General features: G+C 39.2%; 18 protein-coding genes. 13 read left to right on the plus strand and 5 right to left on the minus strand.

Annotated features, from left to right (window positions below):
* Positions 1-3: 3 nt before the first annotated feature.
* Positions 4-1209 (minus strand): FtsX-like permease family protein, encoded by a 1206-nt coding sequence (locus tag HQK88_07295; GenBank protein ID MBF0616607.1) that lies wholly within the window; start codon positions 1207-1209, stop codon positions 4-6.
* 426 nt (positions 1210-1635) lie between these two features.
* On the opposite strand from HQK88_07295, the gene HQK88_07300 reads away from it, so the two are divergent.
* Both HQK88_07300 and HQK88_07305 read left to right on the plus strand, forming a co-directional pair.
* On the plus strand, positions 1636-2976 hold the full coding sequence (locus tag HQK88_07300; protein ID MBF0616608.1) for a VWA domain-containing protein: 1341 nt from the start codon (positions 1636-1638) through the stop codon (positions 2974-2976).
* Positions 2963-3925, plus strand: a complete 963-nt coding sequence (locus HQK88_07305; GenBank protein MBF0616609.1) for a hypothetical protein — start codon at positions 2963-2965, stop codon at positions 3923-3925. The genes HQK88_07300 and HQK88_07305 overlap by 14 nt, the downstream gene beginning before the upstream one ends.
* A 99-nt stretch (positions 3926-4024) precedes the next feature.
* Here HQK88_07305 and HQK88_07310 read toward each other — a convergent pair whose 3' ends face one another.
* From HQK88_07310 to HQK88_07320, 3 genes are all read right to left on the minus strand, one after another.
* On the minus strand, positions 4025-5029 hold the full coding sequence (locus HQK88_07310) for a PQQ-binding-like beta-propeller repeat protein (protein ID MBF0616610.1): 1005 nt from the start codon (positions 5027-5029) through the stop codon (positions 4025-4027).
* Positions 5030-5307: 278 nt separating this feature from the next.
* Positions 5308-5838: a TlpA family protein disulfide reductase gene (locus HQK88_07315; GenBank protein ID MBF0616611.1), complete on the minus strand. Its 531-nt coding sequence runs from the start codon at positions 5836-5838 to the stop codon at positions 5308-5310.
* Positions 5839-5904: 66 nt separating this feature from the next.
* Positions 5905-7290, minus strand: a complete 1386-nt coding sequence (locus HQK88_07320; protein MBF0616612.1) for a hypothetical protein — start codon at positions 7288-7290, stop codon at positions 5905-5907.
* 144 nt (positions 7291-7434) lie between these two features.
* Between HQK88_07320 and HQK88_07325 the strand changes: the two genes are divergently transcribed.
* The 11 genes from HQK88_07325 to HQK88_07375 all read left to right on the plus strand — a co-directional run bounded on the left by HQK88_07325 (position 7435) and on the right by HQK88_07375 (position 17282).
* Positions 7435-7950 (plus strand): thioredoxin fold domain-containing protein, encoded by a 516-nt coding sequence (locus HQK88_07325; protein ID MBF0616613.1) that lies wholly within the window; start codon positions 7435-7437, stop codon positions 7948-7950.
* A gap of 22 nt (positions 7951-7972) precedes the next feature.
* Positions 7973-8209 (plus strand): HypC/HybG/HupF family hydrogenase formation chaperone, encoded by a 237-nt coding sequence (locus tag HQK88_07330; protein MBF0616614.1) that lies wholly within the window; start codon positions 7973-7975, stop codon positions 8207-8209.
* Complete coding sequence (locus HQK88_07335; protein ID MBF0616615.1) at positions 8209-8553, plus strand: hydrogenase maturation nickel metallochaperone HypA; 345 nt, start codon at positions 8209-8211, stop codon at positions 8551-8553. Before HQK88_07330 ends, HQK88_07335 begins: the two co-directional genes overlap by 1 nt.
* Positions 8550-9194, plus strand: a complete 645-nt coding sequence (gene hypB / locus HQK88_07340) for a hydrogenase nickel incorporation protein HypB (GenBank protein ID MBF0616616.1) — start codon at positions 8550-8552, stop codon at positions 9192-9194. The genes HQK88_07335 and hypB overlap by 4 nt, the downstream gene beginning before the upstream one ends.
* Positions 9173-11443 carry a carbamoyltransferase HypF gene (gene hypF / locus HQK88_07345; protein MBF0616617.1) on the plus strand — a complete coding sequence of 757 codons (2271 nt, stop codon included), beginning with the start codon at positions 9173-9175 and terminating at the stop codon, positions 11441-11443. Before hypB ends, hypF begins: the two co-directional genes overlap by 22 nt.
* A 277-nt stretch (positions 11444-11720) precedes the next feature.
* The gene (locus HQK88_07350) at positions 11721-11945 is read left to right on the plus strand and encodes a type II toxin-antitoxin system HicB family antitoxin (protein MBF0616618.1); all 225 of its coding nucleotides are present in this window, start codon (positions 11721-11723) and stop codon (positions 11943-11945) included.
* Positions 11942-12127: a type II toxin-antitoxin system HicA family toxin gene (locus HQK88_07355; GenBank protein MBF0616619.1), complete on the plus strand. Its 186-nt coding sequence runs from the start codon at positions 11942-11944 to the stop codon at positions 12125-12127. Before HQK88_07350 ends, HQK88_07355 begins: the two co-directional genes overlap by 4 nt.
* A gap of 434 nt (positions 12128-12561) precedes the next feature.
* Positions 12562-13647 carry an SIR2 family protein gene (locus HQK88_07360; protein ID MBF0616620.1) on the plus strand — a complete coding sequence of 362 codons (1086 nt, stop codon included), beginning with the start codon at positions 12562-12564 and terminating at the stop codon, positions 13645-13647.
* Positions 13648-14054: 407 nt separating this feature from the next.
* Complete coding sequence (gene hypD, locus HQK88_07365; GenBank protein MBF0616621.1) at positions 14055-15122, plus strand: hydrogenase formation protein HypD; 1068 nt, start codon at positions 14055-14057, stop codon at positions 15120-15122.
* Positions 15115-16110 (plus strand): hydrogenase expression/formation protein HypE, encoded by a 996-nt coding sequence (gene hypE, locus HQK88_07370; protein MBF0616622.1) that lies wholly within the window; start codon positions 15115-15117, stop codon positions 16108-16110. The genes hypD and hypE overlap by 8 nt, the downstream gene beginning before the upstream one ends.
* Positions 16111-16139: 29 nt before the next feature.
* A complete protein-coding gene (locus HQK88_07375; protein ID MBF0616623.1) occupies positions 16140-17282 on the plus strand; it encodes an SGNH/GDSL hydrolase family protein in 1143 nt (380 codons plus the stop codon).
* 53 nt (positions 17283-17335) lie between these two features.
* Here HQK88_07375 and HQK88_07380 read toward each other — a convergent pair whose 3' ends face one another.
* Positions 17336-19450 carry a PAS domain S-box protein gene (locus HQK88_07380; GenBank protein ID MBF0616624.1) on the minus strand — a complete coding sequence of 705 codons (2115 nt, stop codon included), beginning with the start codon at positions 19448-19450 and terminating at the stop codon, positions 17336-17338.
* Positions 19451-19657: the final 207 nt, after the last annotated feature.

Consider the following 19657-nt stretch of genomic DNA (forward strand, 5'->3'; position numbering starts at 1 on the left):
TCTCTACTCACCTTTTCTTATTGCTGCGTAAGGCTCCATTTTCATAGACCGTACCGCCGGATAAAAAGCCGCTATGGCGCCAGTTAACAACGAAAGCAACAGAGTAAGGTAAATAAGCAGTGCAAACTGTAACATTTCAGGCCATAGGTATGGAATGTTCAGAGAAGACTTGATAAAGTCCTTAAAGAAAAATAAAAAAGAGCCCCCTAAAACTATCCCTGCCAAACCCCCTATCACAGACAGAATTGAGGCCTCAGTCATGATAAGCTGGAATATGTCCTTTTTCTTAGCCCCCATTGCCCTGAGAAGGCCTATTTCCCGCCGTCTTTCGTTGACAATCATGGAAAACACAAGACCTATTAAAAAAATCGCCATGACCCACAGCAGTACGCTTATAGAAAGTACACTCTTAAGAAGTATAAACAACTGCTTTCTGACTGTGGAGATAACCTCCTCTGAGACTATTGCCGTAACGCCAGGTATGTCGTACTCTATGAATATGGCGACCCTCGAGGGTGGCATATCAGGTGTCACCTGAACCAGCACAGTGGATATCTTATTTTCAGGTATATTCACGGCTTTATTACCTTTATTCTTTGACTCCTCAATAGCCTTTCTTACTCCATCCATAGGGAGAAACATAGAGGTATCAATAAACTTCATACCGGTTTGCTCTATCATACCGACTATTTTAAAAACCCGGCCATAAGCCGTCACACTTGATCCTACCTGAAAGGCAGTAATTGCTCTGCCCATTATTGCCTCATTGTCTTTAATATCACGCTTCAGGCTTTCCGTAAGCCACGGCATTATAGTGAAATCGTTTTTGGGATCAAACCCTATCATCAGCATCTCGCCGACATCACAACACCTGTACTTTGAGGTTAACAAATACAGTTGAGCGGCTGTTTGTTTAACTCCTTTTATTTTTTTTATCTTGTCCTCAATCGTGTTATCCATGTAAAACTCAGTCGGCTCACCTGACAGAAGCGAGGCCTTTGCTTTGACCTCCGACCCCTTGGGCACTACCATTATGTCAGCCCCAAGGCGCTGAATGCTTCTTTTTAGGCTTAACTCCACGGAGTCCATCACAGTGGTAATGGAAAACAGCGTAGCTGACACCACCATAACAGCTCCGGCTATGGCAATGCTTCTAAATATCTTCCGCCTCAGATTGTTCTGAGCTATCGTGTTTATTGATATATTCATCTTAACAATTTAACCTTAACGACTGATTAATTATACAATATTATAACTAAAAAAAAGCATGTCACCAAATTGTTTTGGTATGTTTTTATAATAAACAGCCATGCACTGACCTAAGATTTTATGATTTCAGCCGATAAGACATTGTATGGCGTTTATAAAAATGAATAAAAATAGGTATTTTACTTATTTATAATGATTATTTATGTAGAAAATTAGCATAGGTGCCGGATGAATTTATTTGTTTTTGGCAGAGTTTTTTTTATTATTTTAGCGATTTATAAAAATCCACTCCTCAATCCGGCCGTTTCAGGTAAATCTAAAAATATATTCTTTATTCTATTTATATTTCAATTTTTATTCATTTCTCCACATGCTGCCATAGCCTCCGATAATCAAACCGCTGCAAAGATAAATAGCCCGAAACAATTGGACGTGTTATTTTTATTTAATTGCTCTGGCGCTGCCGGAAATAGTAAGCAGATAAGTGTGCTTTCATCATCGCTTAAGCAATTCGTTCATCTTCTTGATGAAAATGACAGATTTGGTATCATTGCCATGGGAGATACAGTTTATACTCAAAAAGATTTGACCGAAGCTACAAACAGCGAAATAGTAGATGGTGTTATCTGTACAAGTAATACCGGTGACAGCTACAAGGGTATAAAGTTAGCTTTCGACACAATATCAAAGAATCATGGCCATAAAAAAACCATAATTTTTACTTCATTTCTGAATTCAAATTCAACAAACGCAGAAAAAGATGCCGGTAATACTCAAGGTCGCCTTCAGATGTTGTCCAAAGAGTTAAAGGCGTCCGATATATCCCTTTATGTCGTATGGTTAAACGATTTAACAGGTAAAACCTTATACGAGGACACATCTCTTAATACAGGCGGAGTCTTGTTTCAAACAAATATAGAAACATTTAATCATGTTTTTTCAACATTATATGAAGTTATAAAATCACCTGAAATCCTTCCCATTAAATTAAACAAGTTAACTATTGACGAATCTATAAATAGCTTTACACTTTTGGCTAAAAAAGACACTCCATCAACAAAAATATTACTTCAACAGCCTACAGGCAGAAAACTAGCTGTCCAAAGTACGCACTCAGGGATGGTATGGTTAACAGGAAACGATTTCGATATAGTAAAAATAGATAATGCCACTACAGGCACCTGGGATATTTTTTTTAGCTACAGTAAAGAAAACAAAGCTTATATTAAATCAACATTTAATCTGAATACGAATATAATAGGTAATTTAATCCCGCTGGCAAAACCCTTTAAGATGAGAGCATGGTTTGATATAAACGATTTCCCCGTCAGTCAGGAGGAAATTGGCAAGGAGGCAAAGGTAAATGCCCAAATATCTTATCCTGATAATAAAACAATGAATGTTAACTTTGGCTGGGTAAAAAATGAACATGTTTTTGTATCTCAATTCGTACCAACACAAGGAGGACTGCATATAATAAAAATAACGGTTGAAAGTAAGGATTATTTACGGCAACGAGTGTATGCGGTTTTTGCTAAGGAATACACAACTACTAACAATGACGACAATATGACTACTATTAAGCCAAAAGTTACCGTAACAAATATAAAAAAAAGAACATTTCTTGTAAAAGTAAGGAGTAAGCTGAGAGCATTTATTGAGTTCTTAGCTATTAATTTTGTTTTGTTTGTCCTGTATTACATAAACAAGAAAACGAACGGCGCTATAAAAAACTTTTTTTGGAGGAAAAGAAATGATACAAATTGATGCTTTAGCGTTTTATTTCATTCTTGAGCTTATTGGAATACTGCTGATTATAATAGGAGTAATGTATGTCGCAGTAAAAAGATACAGAAAAAAATCTAATGATAAAAATTTCGAGAATCTGCTAATGAAAGACATAGAAAGTCTTGAAAACCAAATTAAAGTTTTTGACGATAAAACAGCTGTACATTTTGACAAAGAGGCTATAATATCAAATGAAATAGACTCAACCAAACTAAACTTAGCAAATACCGCCCTTGAGGCATTGCATAGTAAAAAAGATACGATGGAATCTTTCTGGTATCATTTATTTGACGGCAATGTGGATAAAATCATGAAAGGACGGTTTAATCATTTTTTAACTGCTGCTTCAAGCTTTATGAGCAAAGGTTTGACCCTTGAGGAACAGCAGAAATTAAAAGACGCTTTAAGCTCACAAAAGAGGGAGACTATAAAACTTCTGGGCTATAAAGATATGTTTGTCCACGTAGTTAAGGAGTTCAGAAAGATTAGAAATACAAGTGAAACTATAGCTAAATCTCTTGAAAAGACAGACACTAAGTCCAATGAAATAAACAAAGCGATCTCTGACTGTAAGTTATTGAATTCAGAACTCGACAGATGCGTAGAAGTACTGATAACACAACAAGAAGAAACATCCAATGACGGTGCAGAAAGCAATCTTTCATTCGGTGATGAATCTAATGAGCAATCAACGGCTATGGATATTTCGTCTCAACATATCAATCCGGAAATAGCAAGAAAAATCGAAGGGCTACAGAAGAGTAAAAAACTTTCGGAAGATAAAATAAAAGAATTAGAGGAGATTATAAAGAAAAAAGAAGACGACTACAATAATATAGAAAATGATTATAACCAGCTTCAGGTGGAATATATGAATGTGTTCAAACAGCATAAGGGCGAGACCGGTTGGGCCAGTAAAGCATCTTAAACCCAATCCTTTAAAAGATGTTAAATGTCTCCTGATAAAAAAAGGCCGGAGTTAATCCGGCCTTTCAGTTGCGATATCTAACTTATTTGTTAAGGAGTTTTAATTAGCTGGAGCTGGTTCTGCTGAAGCAGGGAGTTTCTTCTCTTTCCAGTTTACCTCGATGCCACACAGGAACGGTTTTCCGCCATCCTCATGTTTTTTATCAATAACCAGGCCAAGCGCGCCATGGCATTTCTTACAAGCTGAGTATTCTTTTACTACTCTCTTTGTCTTGGTGTCAACTACAACTATAGCGCTGTCATCAGCCTCTGGAAGCTGTCTTGTCACAACAAGAGCATATTTGCCGTCAGGTGAAAAATCAACATCGTGAGGGTTTCCGCCGATTAAAAGACTATCTATAACCTTATTGGTCTTTACATCAATAATCTTAACTGAACCAGGGATTCCGCCGGCATCAGTGTAGCCAATACCTGCAGGCTTACCGTCTTTTAGTTCCGCACCATCTGACTGCCATATCTCTGTCATGGCAGGGTTCATCCTCGAACGGTGAATATATGCACCTGCGCCGGTGATTTTACCTGTTACTTTTTTAGTGGCAACGTCAACTATGCTGATAAAGCCGCCAGGCATGTCGGATACATACGCAAGTTTGCCATCCTTTGAAAAAGATATTCCGCATATTGACTTACTTACATTAAAACTGTCTTTTAACTTCTTTGATTTCATGTCATAGACGTAAACATTACCATCATCCATATCGGATACCCATACTGTACCGTCAGGAGCAAGTGCCGACCCGCAGTGCTTTTTGCCTAATTTCTGCCATTCGGTCTGTTTTCCGGTTGCTATGTCTATTTCCTTTGAGAAACCGTCAAGAGAGAACACATAAATTGTCTTACCGTCTTTTGACAGAGTAAGAGCATCGCTGGCTTTACCGTGAGCATATCTGGCTACATTGCCTGTTGCCAAATCCACTAATGCTATATGGCCGCCGTGTCCTTGAATATACGCTATTCCCTCAAGCTTAGGCTCATCAGCAGAGACTACCACAGCCATCGCCGCTACAAACACGATTACTAACGTTAAAAATAAAAACTTCTTCATTTTACCTCCCAGTACATTCAATTTTTATTATACTTAACTACTTAAACCTTCTCCTGCCCTGATCTACCATTTTTAACTATCACAATCCGTTACCGTTATCACCCCCTCTTTTTAGCCCATGTATTTGTTGTTTCATACACAGATAATACTTTTGTTTAGTATCCCTAAACCTGATTTGTTAATCAAAGCAATTGATTGATTATAAGAACAAGAGTTTTTATTGTCAACTTGAAAAACAAAATATAGTTTTGCTAATAACTGTAATTAATATAGTCAGGTTAACGCAGAAGTTTTTTTATGTCGTTAACGACAGCAGGTTCAGTCCAATTTTGAGCACCTATGTATTTTTTAACAATCACTCCTTCTTTACTTATTAAAAAAGTAACCGGCAGCATATAGACTTTGAAAGATTTTGCTATCTTGTTTTTGGGGTCTAAAAGGAACTGGAAAGTAACATGATTTTTCTGCGCAAACTTTTTTATATCATTTGGGGAACTTGCAGAGGCGGCAAGTACAGTAAAATTATCATTTTTAAACATTTTAGACAGAGCCTCCATTGAAGGCATTTCCTCCTTGCACGGTGGACACCACGTTGCCCAGAAGTTAAGAAGCACCACTTTTCCTTTTAAAGAAGCCAGAGATACAATGTTGCCATCTACTGAGTGCAGTTCAAAATCAGGAGCGGCTTTGCCATCTATCTCATCTAACTCCCACGGCGCCGGTGGTACTGAAAAAGCTGTCTTTGAATTAAATACAAAAAATAAAACCGATACACTTATAACAAAATAATAGAAAATTCTTTTGTTCATACTACCCCCATTTTCTTTATTGTAGATGAAATGTATCATTTTTAAGGATATTTTTTCAAGTACCTTTTATTTTTGATATCCAACTACCACAGTGCTTTTAACGGCTGACACATTTGTACGTGCCGGCAGAACAGTTGTGGTTATCTGTTTTAACGATACATCCTTTCCGGTTACATCTGTATCAGCGGCGGTTGCATTTGTCTTAGTTGTAAAAGTACCCGATGTACCGTCTGAGGCTATGGTAACAACCCAAAAGTCAGCGCCTCCAGCTCCATAAGACTTAGTGTTACCGGAAACTATATATCTCCCGCTTGCGGTCTCATAAGCAGAGTAAGAATTGGCAGAATCATCATTTTTGCCGCCATAAGCGTTTTGCCACGCTATTGAACCGTCACTTTTTAGCTTAAGAACCCACATATCGTACCCGCCAGAGCCAAATGAGTTGGTGTTTCCTGTTACAAGATAGCCGCCATCGGAGGTTTGAATCACTGAGTAAGCGTAATCATTTCCTGTTCCTCCATATGACTTTTGCCACTCTGTGTCTCCGCTTTTGTTTAATTTAAACACCCACACATCCATCCCTCCGGCTCCAAAAGCATTTGAGTAACCGGAGACAATATATCCGCCATCGGTAGTCTCCTGTGTTGAAAATGAAAAGGACTGCCCTCCTTTACCATAAGTTTTTGACCATTTTACTAACCCATCGGAATCCAGTTTAATAAATAAAATCTCTACAACGTCATCACTGACCCTGACTTTGTTTCCGCTGATAATGTACCCTCCATCTGAGGTTTGTCGTATTGCGTAGGAGTTTTCGACATCCGTGGTACCGTATGTTTTTTGCCATTTTACAGTGCCATCAGGATTAAGTTTAAGTACCCAAATATCATGTAACCCTGCACCGAAGGAGCCGGTATAACCAAGCACAATATATCCGCCGTCTGAGGTCTGCTCTACCGATTTTGCATAATCCGTATCTGAGCCGCCATAGGTATATTGCCACGTAATTTGGCCATTTGATTTCAACTTCAATACCCACATATCAAAGCCACCGGCACCAAAGGATTTAGTATATCCTGCGGCAATGTAACCGCCGTCTGTTGTTTGCTTTATTGACTGTACGTTATCTATGTCAGCTCCGCCATAGGTATATTGCCAATCTATCTCGTTTAATTTATTCATCTTAACTAACAGGATATCTCTTTTGCCCTGGCCAAAGGACTCTGTGTATCCTCCGACTATAAAACCGCCATCTGATGTTTTTGCTATAGTGAAGGCTACATCATCAGCGCTGCCGCCAAGCGTTATTGCTCTACTCAATGTGGTGCTTGTATTATCTGTGCTGACAGTTGCGCCATATATGCTATCGCTAAGACTAATGAGCGCTAACAACGCAAATAAAAAAGTCATAGCATTACGTGAAAAATCTTTATTGCTTTTTGAAATGTCCATAATATGCCTCCTTATTGTTCCGTAGTGTTTTTTAAATCCACACCCCTCATTGGATTATATGACAAGAAGGATTTTTTTTCAACCTTGACCTACATATGGAAATTTATTTATTGTAGTAGTAAAAGAAATGTGCGGAGGGTTTTTGTGAAGGCAATTAAAATCGTTGTGTTACTTGTTGTTTTTCTATCAGTAGTGTGTATGTATGCTAATTTTACAATCGGCGCTGAAAAGCAGGAAATCCCTTTGGATGCAGCTATGCGGGTTGGCATGGGAAAGAATGTTGTCATCGAATTTGATGATCCTGATTGCCCGTTTTGCAGAAAACTAAACACCTATTTGAATACTAGGAAAGATATAACAAGATATATATTCTTTGTACCTCTTAAAGAATTACATCCTTTTGCTGAATCCAAAGTACGTTTAATTTTATGTTCAAAAAACTCATGGAAAACACTTGAAGAAACCTTTGCCGGAAAATATGACAGTGAAAGGCCACAATCTTGCAACAGTAAAAGCGTTACAGAAACTATCAATATCCATAAATCCACGGCTGAACGGCTTGGCGTCAACAGTACCCCATTTTTAATCGTCAACGGACAGCAAGTTCATGGTGCTGATATTAACCTGATTGAAAGCATAATCGGGCCTGCCGTTAGGTAGAAAGGAAATGTGAATATATAACATGTGTTTAGCAGTGCCGTCAAAAATAGTAAGCATAAATAACCACCTGTCGGTAGTGGACGTTATGGGAGTGCGGCGGGAGATAAGTCTGCTTCTGATGCCTGAGGAGGTCTCCGTAGGGGATTATGTGTTAATTCATGCGGGGTTTGCTATACAAAGAGTTGATGAAACAGCCGCTATGGAAACTCTCAGGTTTTTTAAAGAAGCCGGAGCACTTTCAGCCCTTACGCAGGGATAATGCACGAGCTGTATATTGCTCAAAGCATACTTGATAGCGCTGTCAGCCATTGCTTAGAGAGTGGATGCAACCGCATTGAATCGGTGACTATACAGGTGGGGCTTGCCTCAGGCGTAATGAGTGAAGCACTTAACTTTGCCTTTGATGCTATAAAAGCTGGAACAATAGCTGAAACAGCGTCACTCATCACTGAGAAAGTCGCACCCGAGTGTGTTTGTAAAAACTGTGCACAAATATTTGAGCCCACTGATAGTTTTATACTAATATGCCCTGAATGTCAGTCAACTGATGTATCTATTACTAAGGGTTTTGAACTACAAATGCTCTGTCTGGAGGCAATATGAACATACAAGTTGTATCAAAAATACTTGAGGCAAATGACCGCCTTGCTGACGCTAACGCTCGTAAACTAAAGGCTGCCGGTGTTTACACCATAAATCTTATGGGAGCTCCCGGAGCCGGTAAAACAAGCGTTCTTGAAGCTGTTATTACAAAACTAAAGAGCGAAAGGCTCAGAGTCGGGGTCATCGAGGGCGATATCACAGGCTCAGAGGATGCCCGAAGAATCGACGCTCTTAATGTACCGGTTGTTCAAATTAACACAGGAGGCGCCTGCCATCTCGATGCCAACATGATAAGCGAGGTACTGGATTCCATGCCGCTTGACTCTCTCGATATGCTTATAATAGAAAACGTTGGCAATCTTGTCTGTCCTGCCGAGTTTAAAGTCGGAGAGGACATTAAGCTGATGGTACTAAGTGTAACCGAAGGAGACGACAAGCCACTTAAGTACCCGCTGATGTTTCGTGAATCGGCTGCTTTGATATTTAACAAAATAGATCTTTTGCCCTATACCAACTTTAATATGGACAGAGCCCAAAAAGATGCCATGACAATACACCCTGAGATTAAGATATTTAAAACATCGTGTAAAACCAAAGACGGGGTAGAGGAGCTTTGTGCGTGGTTAAAAGGACTCAGATAACAGTTGAGGGTACTGTACAGGGAGTCGGTTTCAGGCCATATGTGTATAATTTAGCAAAATCCTGCGGTTTTACCGGCTTTGTGACTAACACCACATCGGGCGTTACAATTGAAATTGAGGGCGAGGAAACCGAAAGCTTTATTCAAAAACTTTTAAAAACCCCCCCTCCCCTTTCTCATATTGATAACGTTAGCTCATCATCGCTTACTGTAGAAGGCGACAACGATTTTAAAATCTTAACAAGTGTTACTGAAGCATCTGCTTTTACTATGCTCTCCCCTGACATGTCAATTTGCGGGGACTGCCTCAAAGAACTCTTGACGCCCTCCGACAGAAGGTATCTTTACCCTTTTATTAATTGCACCAACTGCGGCCCCAGATACACAATAACTAAAACCATCCCCTACGACAGAGTAAACACAACGATGTCTGACTTTACGATGTGCAATGACTGCCTCTCTGAATACGAGGACCCCGGAAACAGGCGGTTTCATGCAGAGCCTAATGCCTGCCCACGTTGCGGCCCAAAGGTTGAGTTTCTCGCTATAACCAACCCAACCCCCTCAACAAATCCCATTATAAACGCAATTGAATACTTAAAAGCCGGAGCAATCCTTGCCGTTAAAGGTCTTGGCGGCTTTCACCTCTGCTGTGATGCTCTCAATGGGGATGCGGTTAAAAGATTAAGAGACAAAAAAAGAAAAGGCAACAAACCATTTGCTATCATGACCCCCAGTGTTAAAATTATTGAGGAGTTTGCCCATGTTTCAGCCAAAGAGCGTGAAATATTAGAAAGTCCACAAAAACCTGTTGTGCTGCTAAAGAAAAAAAACGCTACCCTACCCTTTGGCATAAGTGGTCAGAGCCCGGCTTATGGCTTTATGCTGCCCTACACTCCGCTTCATTATCTTTTGTTTTATCATCCGGTTCAAGCAAAACATCCTAATTTTAAGGCGCTGGTTATGACAAGCGGAAACCTCTCCGGTGAGCCGATAATTTACGGCAACGAGGAGGCGCTAACAAAATTATCCTCCACAGCAGATGCCTTTATCACCCACAACAGGGATATTTACCTTGGTATTGATGATTCAGTTTTGAGCGTGAGGGCTGACAATACGGTAAGTTTAATCAGAAGAGCGCGGGGATTTGTACCAGCTCCGATTACTCTTTCTCACGAGGGCCCCGATGTTATCGCATATGGCGGAGACATAAAAAACACTTTCACTCTGACTAAAGGCCGGTACGCAATCCCGGGGCCGCATACCGGAGATATGGAAAGCGTTGATACAATTGAATTTTATAAGGCTAATCTTAAACACATGATGTCCATATACAATGTAAATCCCACACTTTCGGCCTGTGACATGCACCCGGGATATTTTGTCACATCCGCTTACAATACACAGATTGCAAAGACCACCGTCCAGCACCACCACGCGCACTTTGGCTCAGTGGCAGCCGAACATAACCTCAGAGGCAAAGCAATCGGTGTAGTGCTTGACGGCACAGGTTTTGGCACGGATGGCAATTTATGGGGCGGGGAGTTTTTAGTCGCAGATGTTTATAACTTTGAAAGGATAGTTCATTTTAAATACGTACCGCTTCCCGGAGGCTCTCAAGCCGTCAGAGAACCCCGCCGGATGGCCGTAAGTTACATAGTTGATGTGTTTAAGGAAGATGCCCCTAATGTCCTCAAAAGTATTGGATTTATGGACAGACACGGCAAAAAATTCATAGAAAATCTGATACGGATTATATCACTTAAACAATTCAGCCCTCTGTCATCAGGCGCCGGACGGCTTTTTGATGCGGTATCCTCAATGCTCTCCCTCACCGATATAAACACGTTTGAAGCTGAGGCCGCAATGGCTTTAGAGTCCGTAATTGATGAAAATCATACCGGCGCCTACCCGTTTCAAATCACAAACGACGGAGTTATTGATTTTTCATTAACCATCTCAAACATAGTCTCTGATACATTAAACTTTGTGAACAAAGGAAAGATATCGGCGGCATTTCATAACACCATAATTGCCGTAATTTGTGAGGTGGTTAATAATATAAGCTCAAAACATGAAATCAGAGACGTAGTCCTAACCGGTGGAACTTTCCAAAACGCTTTCCTTATAAATAAAACGACAGCGCGGCTTAAAAGTGCCGGTATGAACGTCTATGTAAATGAAAAAGTGCCGTGCAACGACGGTGGACTGTCCCTCGGTCAGGCTTATATTGTAAGAGAGAGGGAGTAGTGTATAGTGAAGGGGAGGACGCTGTCCTCCCCTTCAAATCCCCACCTGCAAGGGGTCTAAACCCCTTGACCCCAGGTTTCTTGGCGACGATTGGTTGCCGGTGTCTGAAGGTTGATTGGTTTACTTGTGGGGTTAAAGAATTTTTCAACCGGCGTTCCGCCGCTTAAAAAGTTTCACAGCGAGCTCCGCCCGCTAAAAGGATGTTCAGATTAAAAGATTTTTAGGACTAAAATAATGTTCTCTTTAGTCTATAAAAATTTGATATAATAAATGCACTATGAAAGAGAAACTAACAGCTATTTACCGTAAATCCCTGTATGGGTATATTGGTTATATAGAAGAGCTTCCGGGAGCAAACTCCCAGGGAGTGACGTTGGAGGAGACAAAAAGTAACTTGGCTGAAGCCGTTATGCTTATATTAGAGGTTAATCGTCAACTTACAGAAAAAAATCTCGCAGGGGAAGATGTCATAAGAGAGGACTTTGGCCTAATAACAATGTGAAGCGCAAAGATTTAATACGATTTATTGAAAGTAATGGATGTTTATTAATACGTGAAGGCGCTAATCATACAGTTTATGTAAACTTTGCAGGGAATAAAACCTCAGTAATCCCTCGTCATAACGAAATAGATGAATTTCTTGCAAGAAAAATATGTAAGGACCTTGGAATTCCAAAACCATAAGTGTTCATTCGTTAAAAAGTCTTACAGGGTAATCCCCATTTGGGGTCTAGCTTTGCCCGCTAAAAGGATGTTGATATTAGGTCTGTTGACGAAGTTAACTTGAGACCGTTGCAAAATTCCCAAAATGGGGGAAAAGTATTTCCCAATTAATACCGAGTAGCAGCCTAAAATATAATAATGATGAGATTACCACGTCGCTATCGCTCCTCGTAATGACGGATAGGTACGCCCACGCACAGCCCACGCCGTCATTGCGAACCCCCGCAGGGGGTGTGGCAATCTCATCCTTTTTCTATAACATTTTGTTATATTTTTGAACTCAACTTTGGTGTTATAATATTTTTGCAACGGTCTCAAATTGGTTATAGTAGGGTAAACTATGGTAACTGAGGTTTAATTGATTATGGAAATTTATCTGGTGACTCTGATGAGATATGTCTGAGAGTGATAAAAACGTTTATATCTTAGGAGCTGGCTTTTCGAAGGGGTTGGGGTTGCCATTGCAGGATGATTTTCTACAAACAGCACGCACTATATATTTTAAAGACACTGATAAGTATAAGCATTTTAATAATGTTTTTGATTACATAGATAAGTTGTCAAAAATAAGAAACTACGTTTCCATCTCAATGTTTAATCTTGAAAACATCTTTAATTTATTGGAAATGAACTTGTTTTTCACAGAAGGGACAAAACATGAAGAATGTGAACTACGAAAAAAGGATTTTATTAAGCTAATTGCTGATGTGCTGCAAGAACTCACACCGAAGCCATTTAGGGAGCATCCTACAGGTATGACAATACACCCTGGATACCATCACTATGCCGCTTTTTTAAGCCTTTTGTTAAAAGATAAACCGACGTTACATTATGATTCAATAATAACATTCAATTATGACCTCATAGTAGAGGCCTCCTTAAGAATTATTAATTATTATCGAATAAATGACAATCATATTCCTGAGCCTCCAATATCATGTGACTACATGAAGTCTAATGAAAATATACGTGATAAAAGCATCGGAGGATTTGACGTGCCGGTTGATTTAAAAAACACAAATAGTACATTAAGACTAAAATTATTTAAGCTCCACGGCTCTATTAATTGGGAAACCAAAGATGGAGAGACTTTTTTAGTGCCACCGACATGGAACAAATCCGACACTAAAATCAAAGATGTTTGGACAGAGGTTTATAAAGAATTAAGTACTGCAACACGGTTGATAATCATAGGGTACTCTTTTCCAGAGACAGATATTTATGCTAAAAGCTTGTTGGCTTTAGCAATAAATAATAATAAAAACCTGCAAAACATTTATTTTATTAATCCTGATACAAATGAAGTTAAGAAAAGGAGTTTAGATTTTATAGATACTCATTTTATAAAACACACACGGTACAGGGAGATGGATTTCTTCAAATTCGTAGAAGATGAAAGCTGGATTGATGAAAATCTCAAAAGAAGATCTATCAGAAATTGGATGGGGTTTAATAGGTTAAAACGTTTGTTGAATAAGTAACTTACTGGATATATTGGACCGTAACCTGATGATTACAAATGACTTGTGGTTGGAAAGATTTAATCCAGAAAAAAAGATACGTTTTACCCAAAATCATACTGAATTACCTTCAAAGTGACAATCTTTATAAATCTTTTAATCTGATCGTCTGTTTTGAGGGCGGAGCTCTCATTGAAACTTTTTAAGCGGCGGAACGCCGGTTAAAAAATTATCTACCCACAGGCACACCAACATGACTTGAAACCAAACTACCCAATCGCTGCCAAAAAAACCTGGGGTCAAGGGGGCTGGCCTCCTCTTAGGGAAAGTAATAAGGGAAAGGGCTTTGCCCTCTCCCTTATTACTTTCCCTAAGAGGAGGCACTACATCTCCCTAATATGTTAAACTCACACACGGTCTAAAACCATATGAACGACTTAGTTAAACTAATACATGAGATAGCACCGTCAAAAGTGGTGAAACTGATGGAGGTTTGTGGTACGCACACGGTAAGCATATTCAGGCATGGGATAAAAGCGCTTCTCCCAGAACAGATATCGCTGATAAGCGGCCCCGGCTGCCCCGTATGTGTTACAAGTGTTAATGACATTGATGCCGCGATAAGCTTGTCAAAGATGCCAGGAGTGGTGCTTGTCACGTTTGGAGATATGATGCACGTTCCCGGCTCTAATAAAATGTCACTTTATAAGGCACGGGCTCAGGGGGCACGCTCTGAGGTTGTCTATTCACCGCGTGATGCGCTTCAGATTGCCACAAACAACAGCAGTTCCAAAGTCGTGTTTTTTGCAACTGGTTTTGAAACTACATCGCCTCTTATTGCCGCTACCATTGAGGAGGCTATTGAGAGAGGCATCAGTAATTTCTATATCTACAGCGCTCATAAACTGGTTCCTCCGGCTCTCAGCGCTCTGCTAAATTCCCCGGATGTTAATATTGACGGCTTTATCCTCCCCGGCCATGTCAGTGCCATAATCGGCAAAGCGCCGTATGAATTCATAGCGTCAGAGTATGCCAAGCCCGGAGTAATAACAGGCTTTAACGCCGATGAAATCCTCATGGGTATATACATGCTGCTTGTGCAGATTGCAGAAAAGAACGCTCAGATTCAAATCCAGTACTCTAAAGTTGTAAGACCTGAAGGGAACCCTAAAGCGGTTTCTATGATTGCAAAATATTTTGATGTATCTGAAGCGTACTGGCGGGGGATTGGCTTGATTCCCCAAAGCGGATTAACACTCAAAGATGCCTATTCACACTTCGATGTTAAGAAAACCTTTCCGATAGATGTTAAAGCTGACACTGCCGACTCAAGCGCCTGCATGTGCGGGTATGTTTTAAGGGGAATTAAGACGCCTCCACAGTGTGCGCTTTTTGGTAAGGGTTGCCGACCCGAAAATCCGGTTGGAGCTTGTATGGTGAGCTCTGAGGGCAGTTGTGCCGCTTATTACCGGTACGGAGGACTGACTCATGGATAGAATTTTACTTGGCCACGGCGGCGGTGGAAAGCTTATGCACGAGCTTATAGAAAAGCACTTTGTACCGGCTTTCGATTTAGGACAGATGACTGACTCTGCAATCTTAAATGTTGCACCCGGAAAACTTGCCTTTACGACGGATTCCTTTGTAGTGTCTCCGCTGTTTTTTGAGGGCGGTGATATTGGCACACTTGCGGTAAATGGAACCGTAAACGATCTGTCTGTTTGTGGCGCAAAGCCATTATATCTCAGTGCTGCGTTTATAATTGAAGAGGGATTTTTGATCTCTGACCTTAGCAAAATAGTTGAGTCAATGTCAAAAGCCGCCTCTTTAGCAGGTGTAAAAATCGTGACAGGGGACACAAAAGTCGTAGAGAAAGGAAAAGCGGATGGCGTTTTTATAAACACAGCAGGTGTTGGATTTTTGTCAGAAGATGTTGAGATTTCTCCGCTTAAAATAAAAATCTCCGATGTCGTCATAGTAAGCGGTGAGATAGGCAATCACGGAGCCTGCATAATGGCCGGTCGAAACGGGCTGAGTTTTACCCCCCCCCTTCTGACCGACTCAAGGCCGTTAAACGCTCTTATCAAAGAAATGCTTGCTTGTTCAAAAAATATACATTTTATGCGAGACCCAACCCGGGGAGGAATCGCCACAACTCTGAAGGAGGGTGCCGTAGCCTCAGGCAAATGTATCATGATAAAGGAGCACCTGTTACCCATAGCAGATCAGGTCAAAGGACTTTGTGATCTTCTGGGACTTGACCCGCTCTACATTGCTAACGAGGGGATTTTAATAGCAATTGTTGATAAGCAGGATGCTGACAAATTACTTGAAGTAATGAGAAAACACCCGCACGGCAGAAACTCGGCTATAATCGGAGAGGTACTGACAGCCCCAGAAGGTATGGTCATAGTAGAGACAGCCTTAGGCGGAAAACGTATCGTTGAAATGCTGACTCACGATCAACTGCCAAGGATTTGTTAGAAACTGCTAAGGATTATCAAGGAGGAAATATGTTTATAAACAAAGCGACCAGTTATATCAAAAGACTTTTAATTGTAGCTTCAGTTAATTTTTTCATTTTGTTTGTCCTGTTTTTTATTCTTGAGTTAATATTCACCTCATATGATTATTATAAAAATAAAAAAACTTCAAACTCAAAAACAATGGAATTCGATTATCGTGAACCCTATCCATACATTATGTTTCATTCCACACCCAATGTTGATATCTATATAAATTCAGAACAACAGAAAGGTAAACTAGGGAACTTAACACATATAGTGACTAACAGATATGGTTTTCGTTATAACAATAATCTTGATGAAAAAAAGCACAATGAAATTAGAATTTTTATATTAGGAGGTTCAGTAGTTTTTAATGGACTTACCAATGAAACAACTATAAGCGGATACCTCGAAAAAATGTTAAATGAACGATACAACGGCAAATATCAAATACGTGTAGTAAATGCAGGGATAGTATCTGCAGTATCAAGTCAGGAACTTGCGCTCTTAACAAATACAGTAATAGACCTTAAACCTGATATTATGATTTTTTTTGACGGATTTAACGACGCTAATACATCTTTTAATTTTGAAAAAAGATTAGGATTTCCTTTTAATTTTAAACTATACGAAGGAGCTACTAACAGAGCCATAGACGATTTAACCACAATGGATAAATTACTCTCAGCTAGCCACTTTTTAACCAAAATAAGCCCTTCATTAGACATGAAAAACAGATTAAACGTAATAATGCAAAAAATGAATGAAAAAAGTAACCAGAATTCGTCATACGAGTTCACTGATTCAATATTATATTTTATCAATAATTGGGAAAAAATGTACAAGATATCAAAAGCATATAATCTGAAAACCTTATTTATTCTTCAACCTGTAAATCCTAAATATAGAAATTATAATTATAATCATCAAGAAGTCATTGGCTATATTGATTCATTTAATATGAATGTGAATAATATCATATTAGAACTGAAGAGAAAATACAATAGCAACGATTTTGTTTCGTTTGATGGTATTTTAGATCACCATCCTGAATACTTTAGAGATACAGTGCATACCTATGATGAAGGGAATTTATTTTATGCACAGAAAATAGAAGAGCTTTTAGTTAATGGTGGGTATATAAAATGAGATGCACTTGTCATGACTCTATAATATAGAAACTGGCTTTAATAATCAATAAATCACGTAATTTGCAGCTCGATTGTAAAAACCGCTCCACCGTCAGCATTGTGGGCAAACAGACGGCCTTTCATCTTATGTTCTATGATTATTTTACCTAGATATAATCCCATACCGATACCTTTACCCTGCATTTTAGTGGTAAAGTAGGGATCAAAAATCCTGTTTAAAACTCTTTCCGGAATCCCACCTCCATCGTCCGCTACAGAAACTGCAACTTTATTTGATTCCGTGCTCATAGTGATTTCGATATTGCCGATGTTGTCGTTTAATGCTGTATCCATGATTGCATCTTTTGCATTATTGAGGATGCTTAAAAAAACCTGTTTAAATTCACTTTCATAACCTTTTACTTTAACATTTTCTAAAAGTTTTACTTTACATTTTATCCCTAAACTTTCGATAGCTTCAGTAAATTTCTTTAAAGTATCCTCAACCGCTGAGCCCACGTCAAATTCCTCTAAAACATCAGAATGTTTGTAGAAAGTCCTGAACTCGCTGATTGTGTCAGATATGGAATGAAGAGTGGACATTGCGCTTTGGACAGATTCCCGCAGGTAGGCCTTATCCAGTTGTCCAAATTCAAAAGCGTCCTCGATATCGCCAATTGTAAGAGCAATTTCATTAATTGGCTGCCTCCAGTTATGAGCTATAGCTGTTATCAGCTCACCCATAGACGCCATGCGGGCATTGTTGACCAACATTTGTTCTATTCGCTTATGTTCGGTCACATCTAAAAGACTACCCACAATTCCATATCCTTTGGATTTGGACACCACCTGTGCTTTGACAACTATCACGTCATGAATTTTGCCATCACTGTATGTGATTCGAGCTTCATAGATTTGTTTTGTACCGTTATTCAACAGTTCTGTATCTTTAATGCTTAAAATGTTATAGAGCTCTTCAGGGAGAATTTCATGAGCCAGATGATTAATGATATCTCTTCTGCGCACTCTGACAATATCAGCAAATTCCTTGTTACAACCCATGACTTTTCCATTGTAATCAGTAAAAAAAACAGGATGTGGTATGGTTTCCAGAAATAATTGTAAAAACTTAAGATCAGACTCTATTATCTTTTTGTGTTTGATAGTTTTGTTATTAATATACAGTAGCGAAATAATCAAAATAAGAATAAGAGTTCCGGCAACGAGTCTTAAGAAAAAATCCTCATATAATTTTATGTCTCTGTTTTCCGAAACTGAGAGAAGGTAAGCATCAACGTGTTTTTCCGTACTGAGTATCGGGAGAAAGGAAATTATATAATACTTATCATCAAATTTAAGCAAACGAGAAAACGACAGCTTCCGTTTTAAAATGCCGGCAACATTGGGTTTTATCATACGCAAAATCTTTTCTGTGTTACCCCTCTTCAAAGACGCATAGCAGTTGTTTCCAATATCTGAGGGCTCAATCAGGAAGTCGTCACTAATATAGTTTTGCGTGTATTTATGCAAAGTTGAGTCAGCAGGCTTTTTGTTAATGCTTTCCTTATTAACCATAAAAACATATTCTGCTGGTAATTTCATAAACAGACTTTTCTCAAAACCACTAAAATGAACACTTGTTTCAAAGCTGCCTACAAAAACATTGTCTTTAAAGATTGGAAACACGTATCTGAAAGCGCTGAAATATAAGCCGTGTTCAAACCCCTCAACAGGAACTTTCCTTCTTAATACAAAATTTATAGAGTATCTGGCATCTTTGAGATAATCGTCATATAGACCTGGCTTGTTAAATCTTAAAAAGGTAGTGCCGTCAGACAAATGAAAATGAAGCTGGACAACATCAAGGTCTTTAAGTTTTTCGTAAAACGGGCTTAACATGTTGTATAAGTTGTTACGTAACAGAGTTTTCCCGTTCTTGTCGGCTGAGTTAGCGTCAGAGATAATTTTGAGGATTTCCGGCCTGCTGGATATATCACAGTATATAGAGTGCCCAATCAGGCTGAAGTTAGAGAAAACACTTTGGTAATTAACTCGCAACTGGTTTGTCGCTCTGCTTAGTGTCTCATTTTTTGTGGTATTCATAAAAAACAGCAGTAACAGAACCAACACTGCCTCAATAGCTGCAAAGGCAGCAAAATAGTATTTTAGTTTGATTTTTCGTTGCATAGTTTTCTTACGTATTATACACGATAGTTACAGGGGTTTACTATACAGACTAAGGGAGGGCGCTGCCCTCCCTTTAACCCCGGACATTACCCGAAAAAAGACTTGACAAAGCGGATAGAGTAAGGTATAATATAGCATTACAGTGAAAAATAATAAAATATGAGTAGATAACGGAATATATAATGGATAAATTAGTACACTATACTA

The sequence above is a fragment of the Nitrospirota bacterium genome, assembly GCA_015233895.1.
Classification (GTDB): Bacteria; Nitrospirota; Thermodesulfovibrionia; order Thermodesulfovibrionales; family Magnetobacteriaceae; genus Magnetomonas.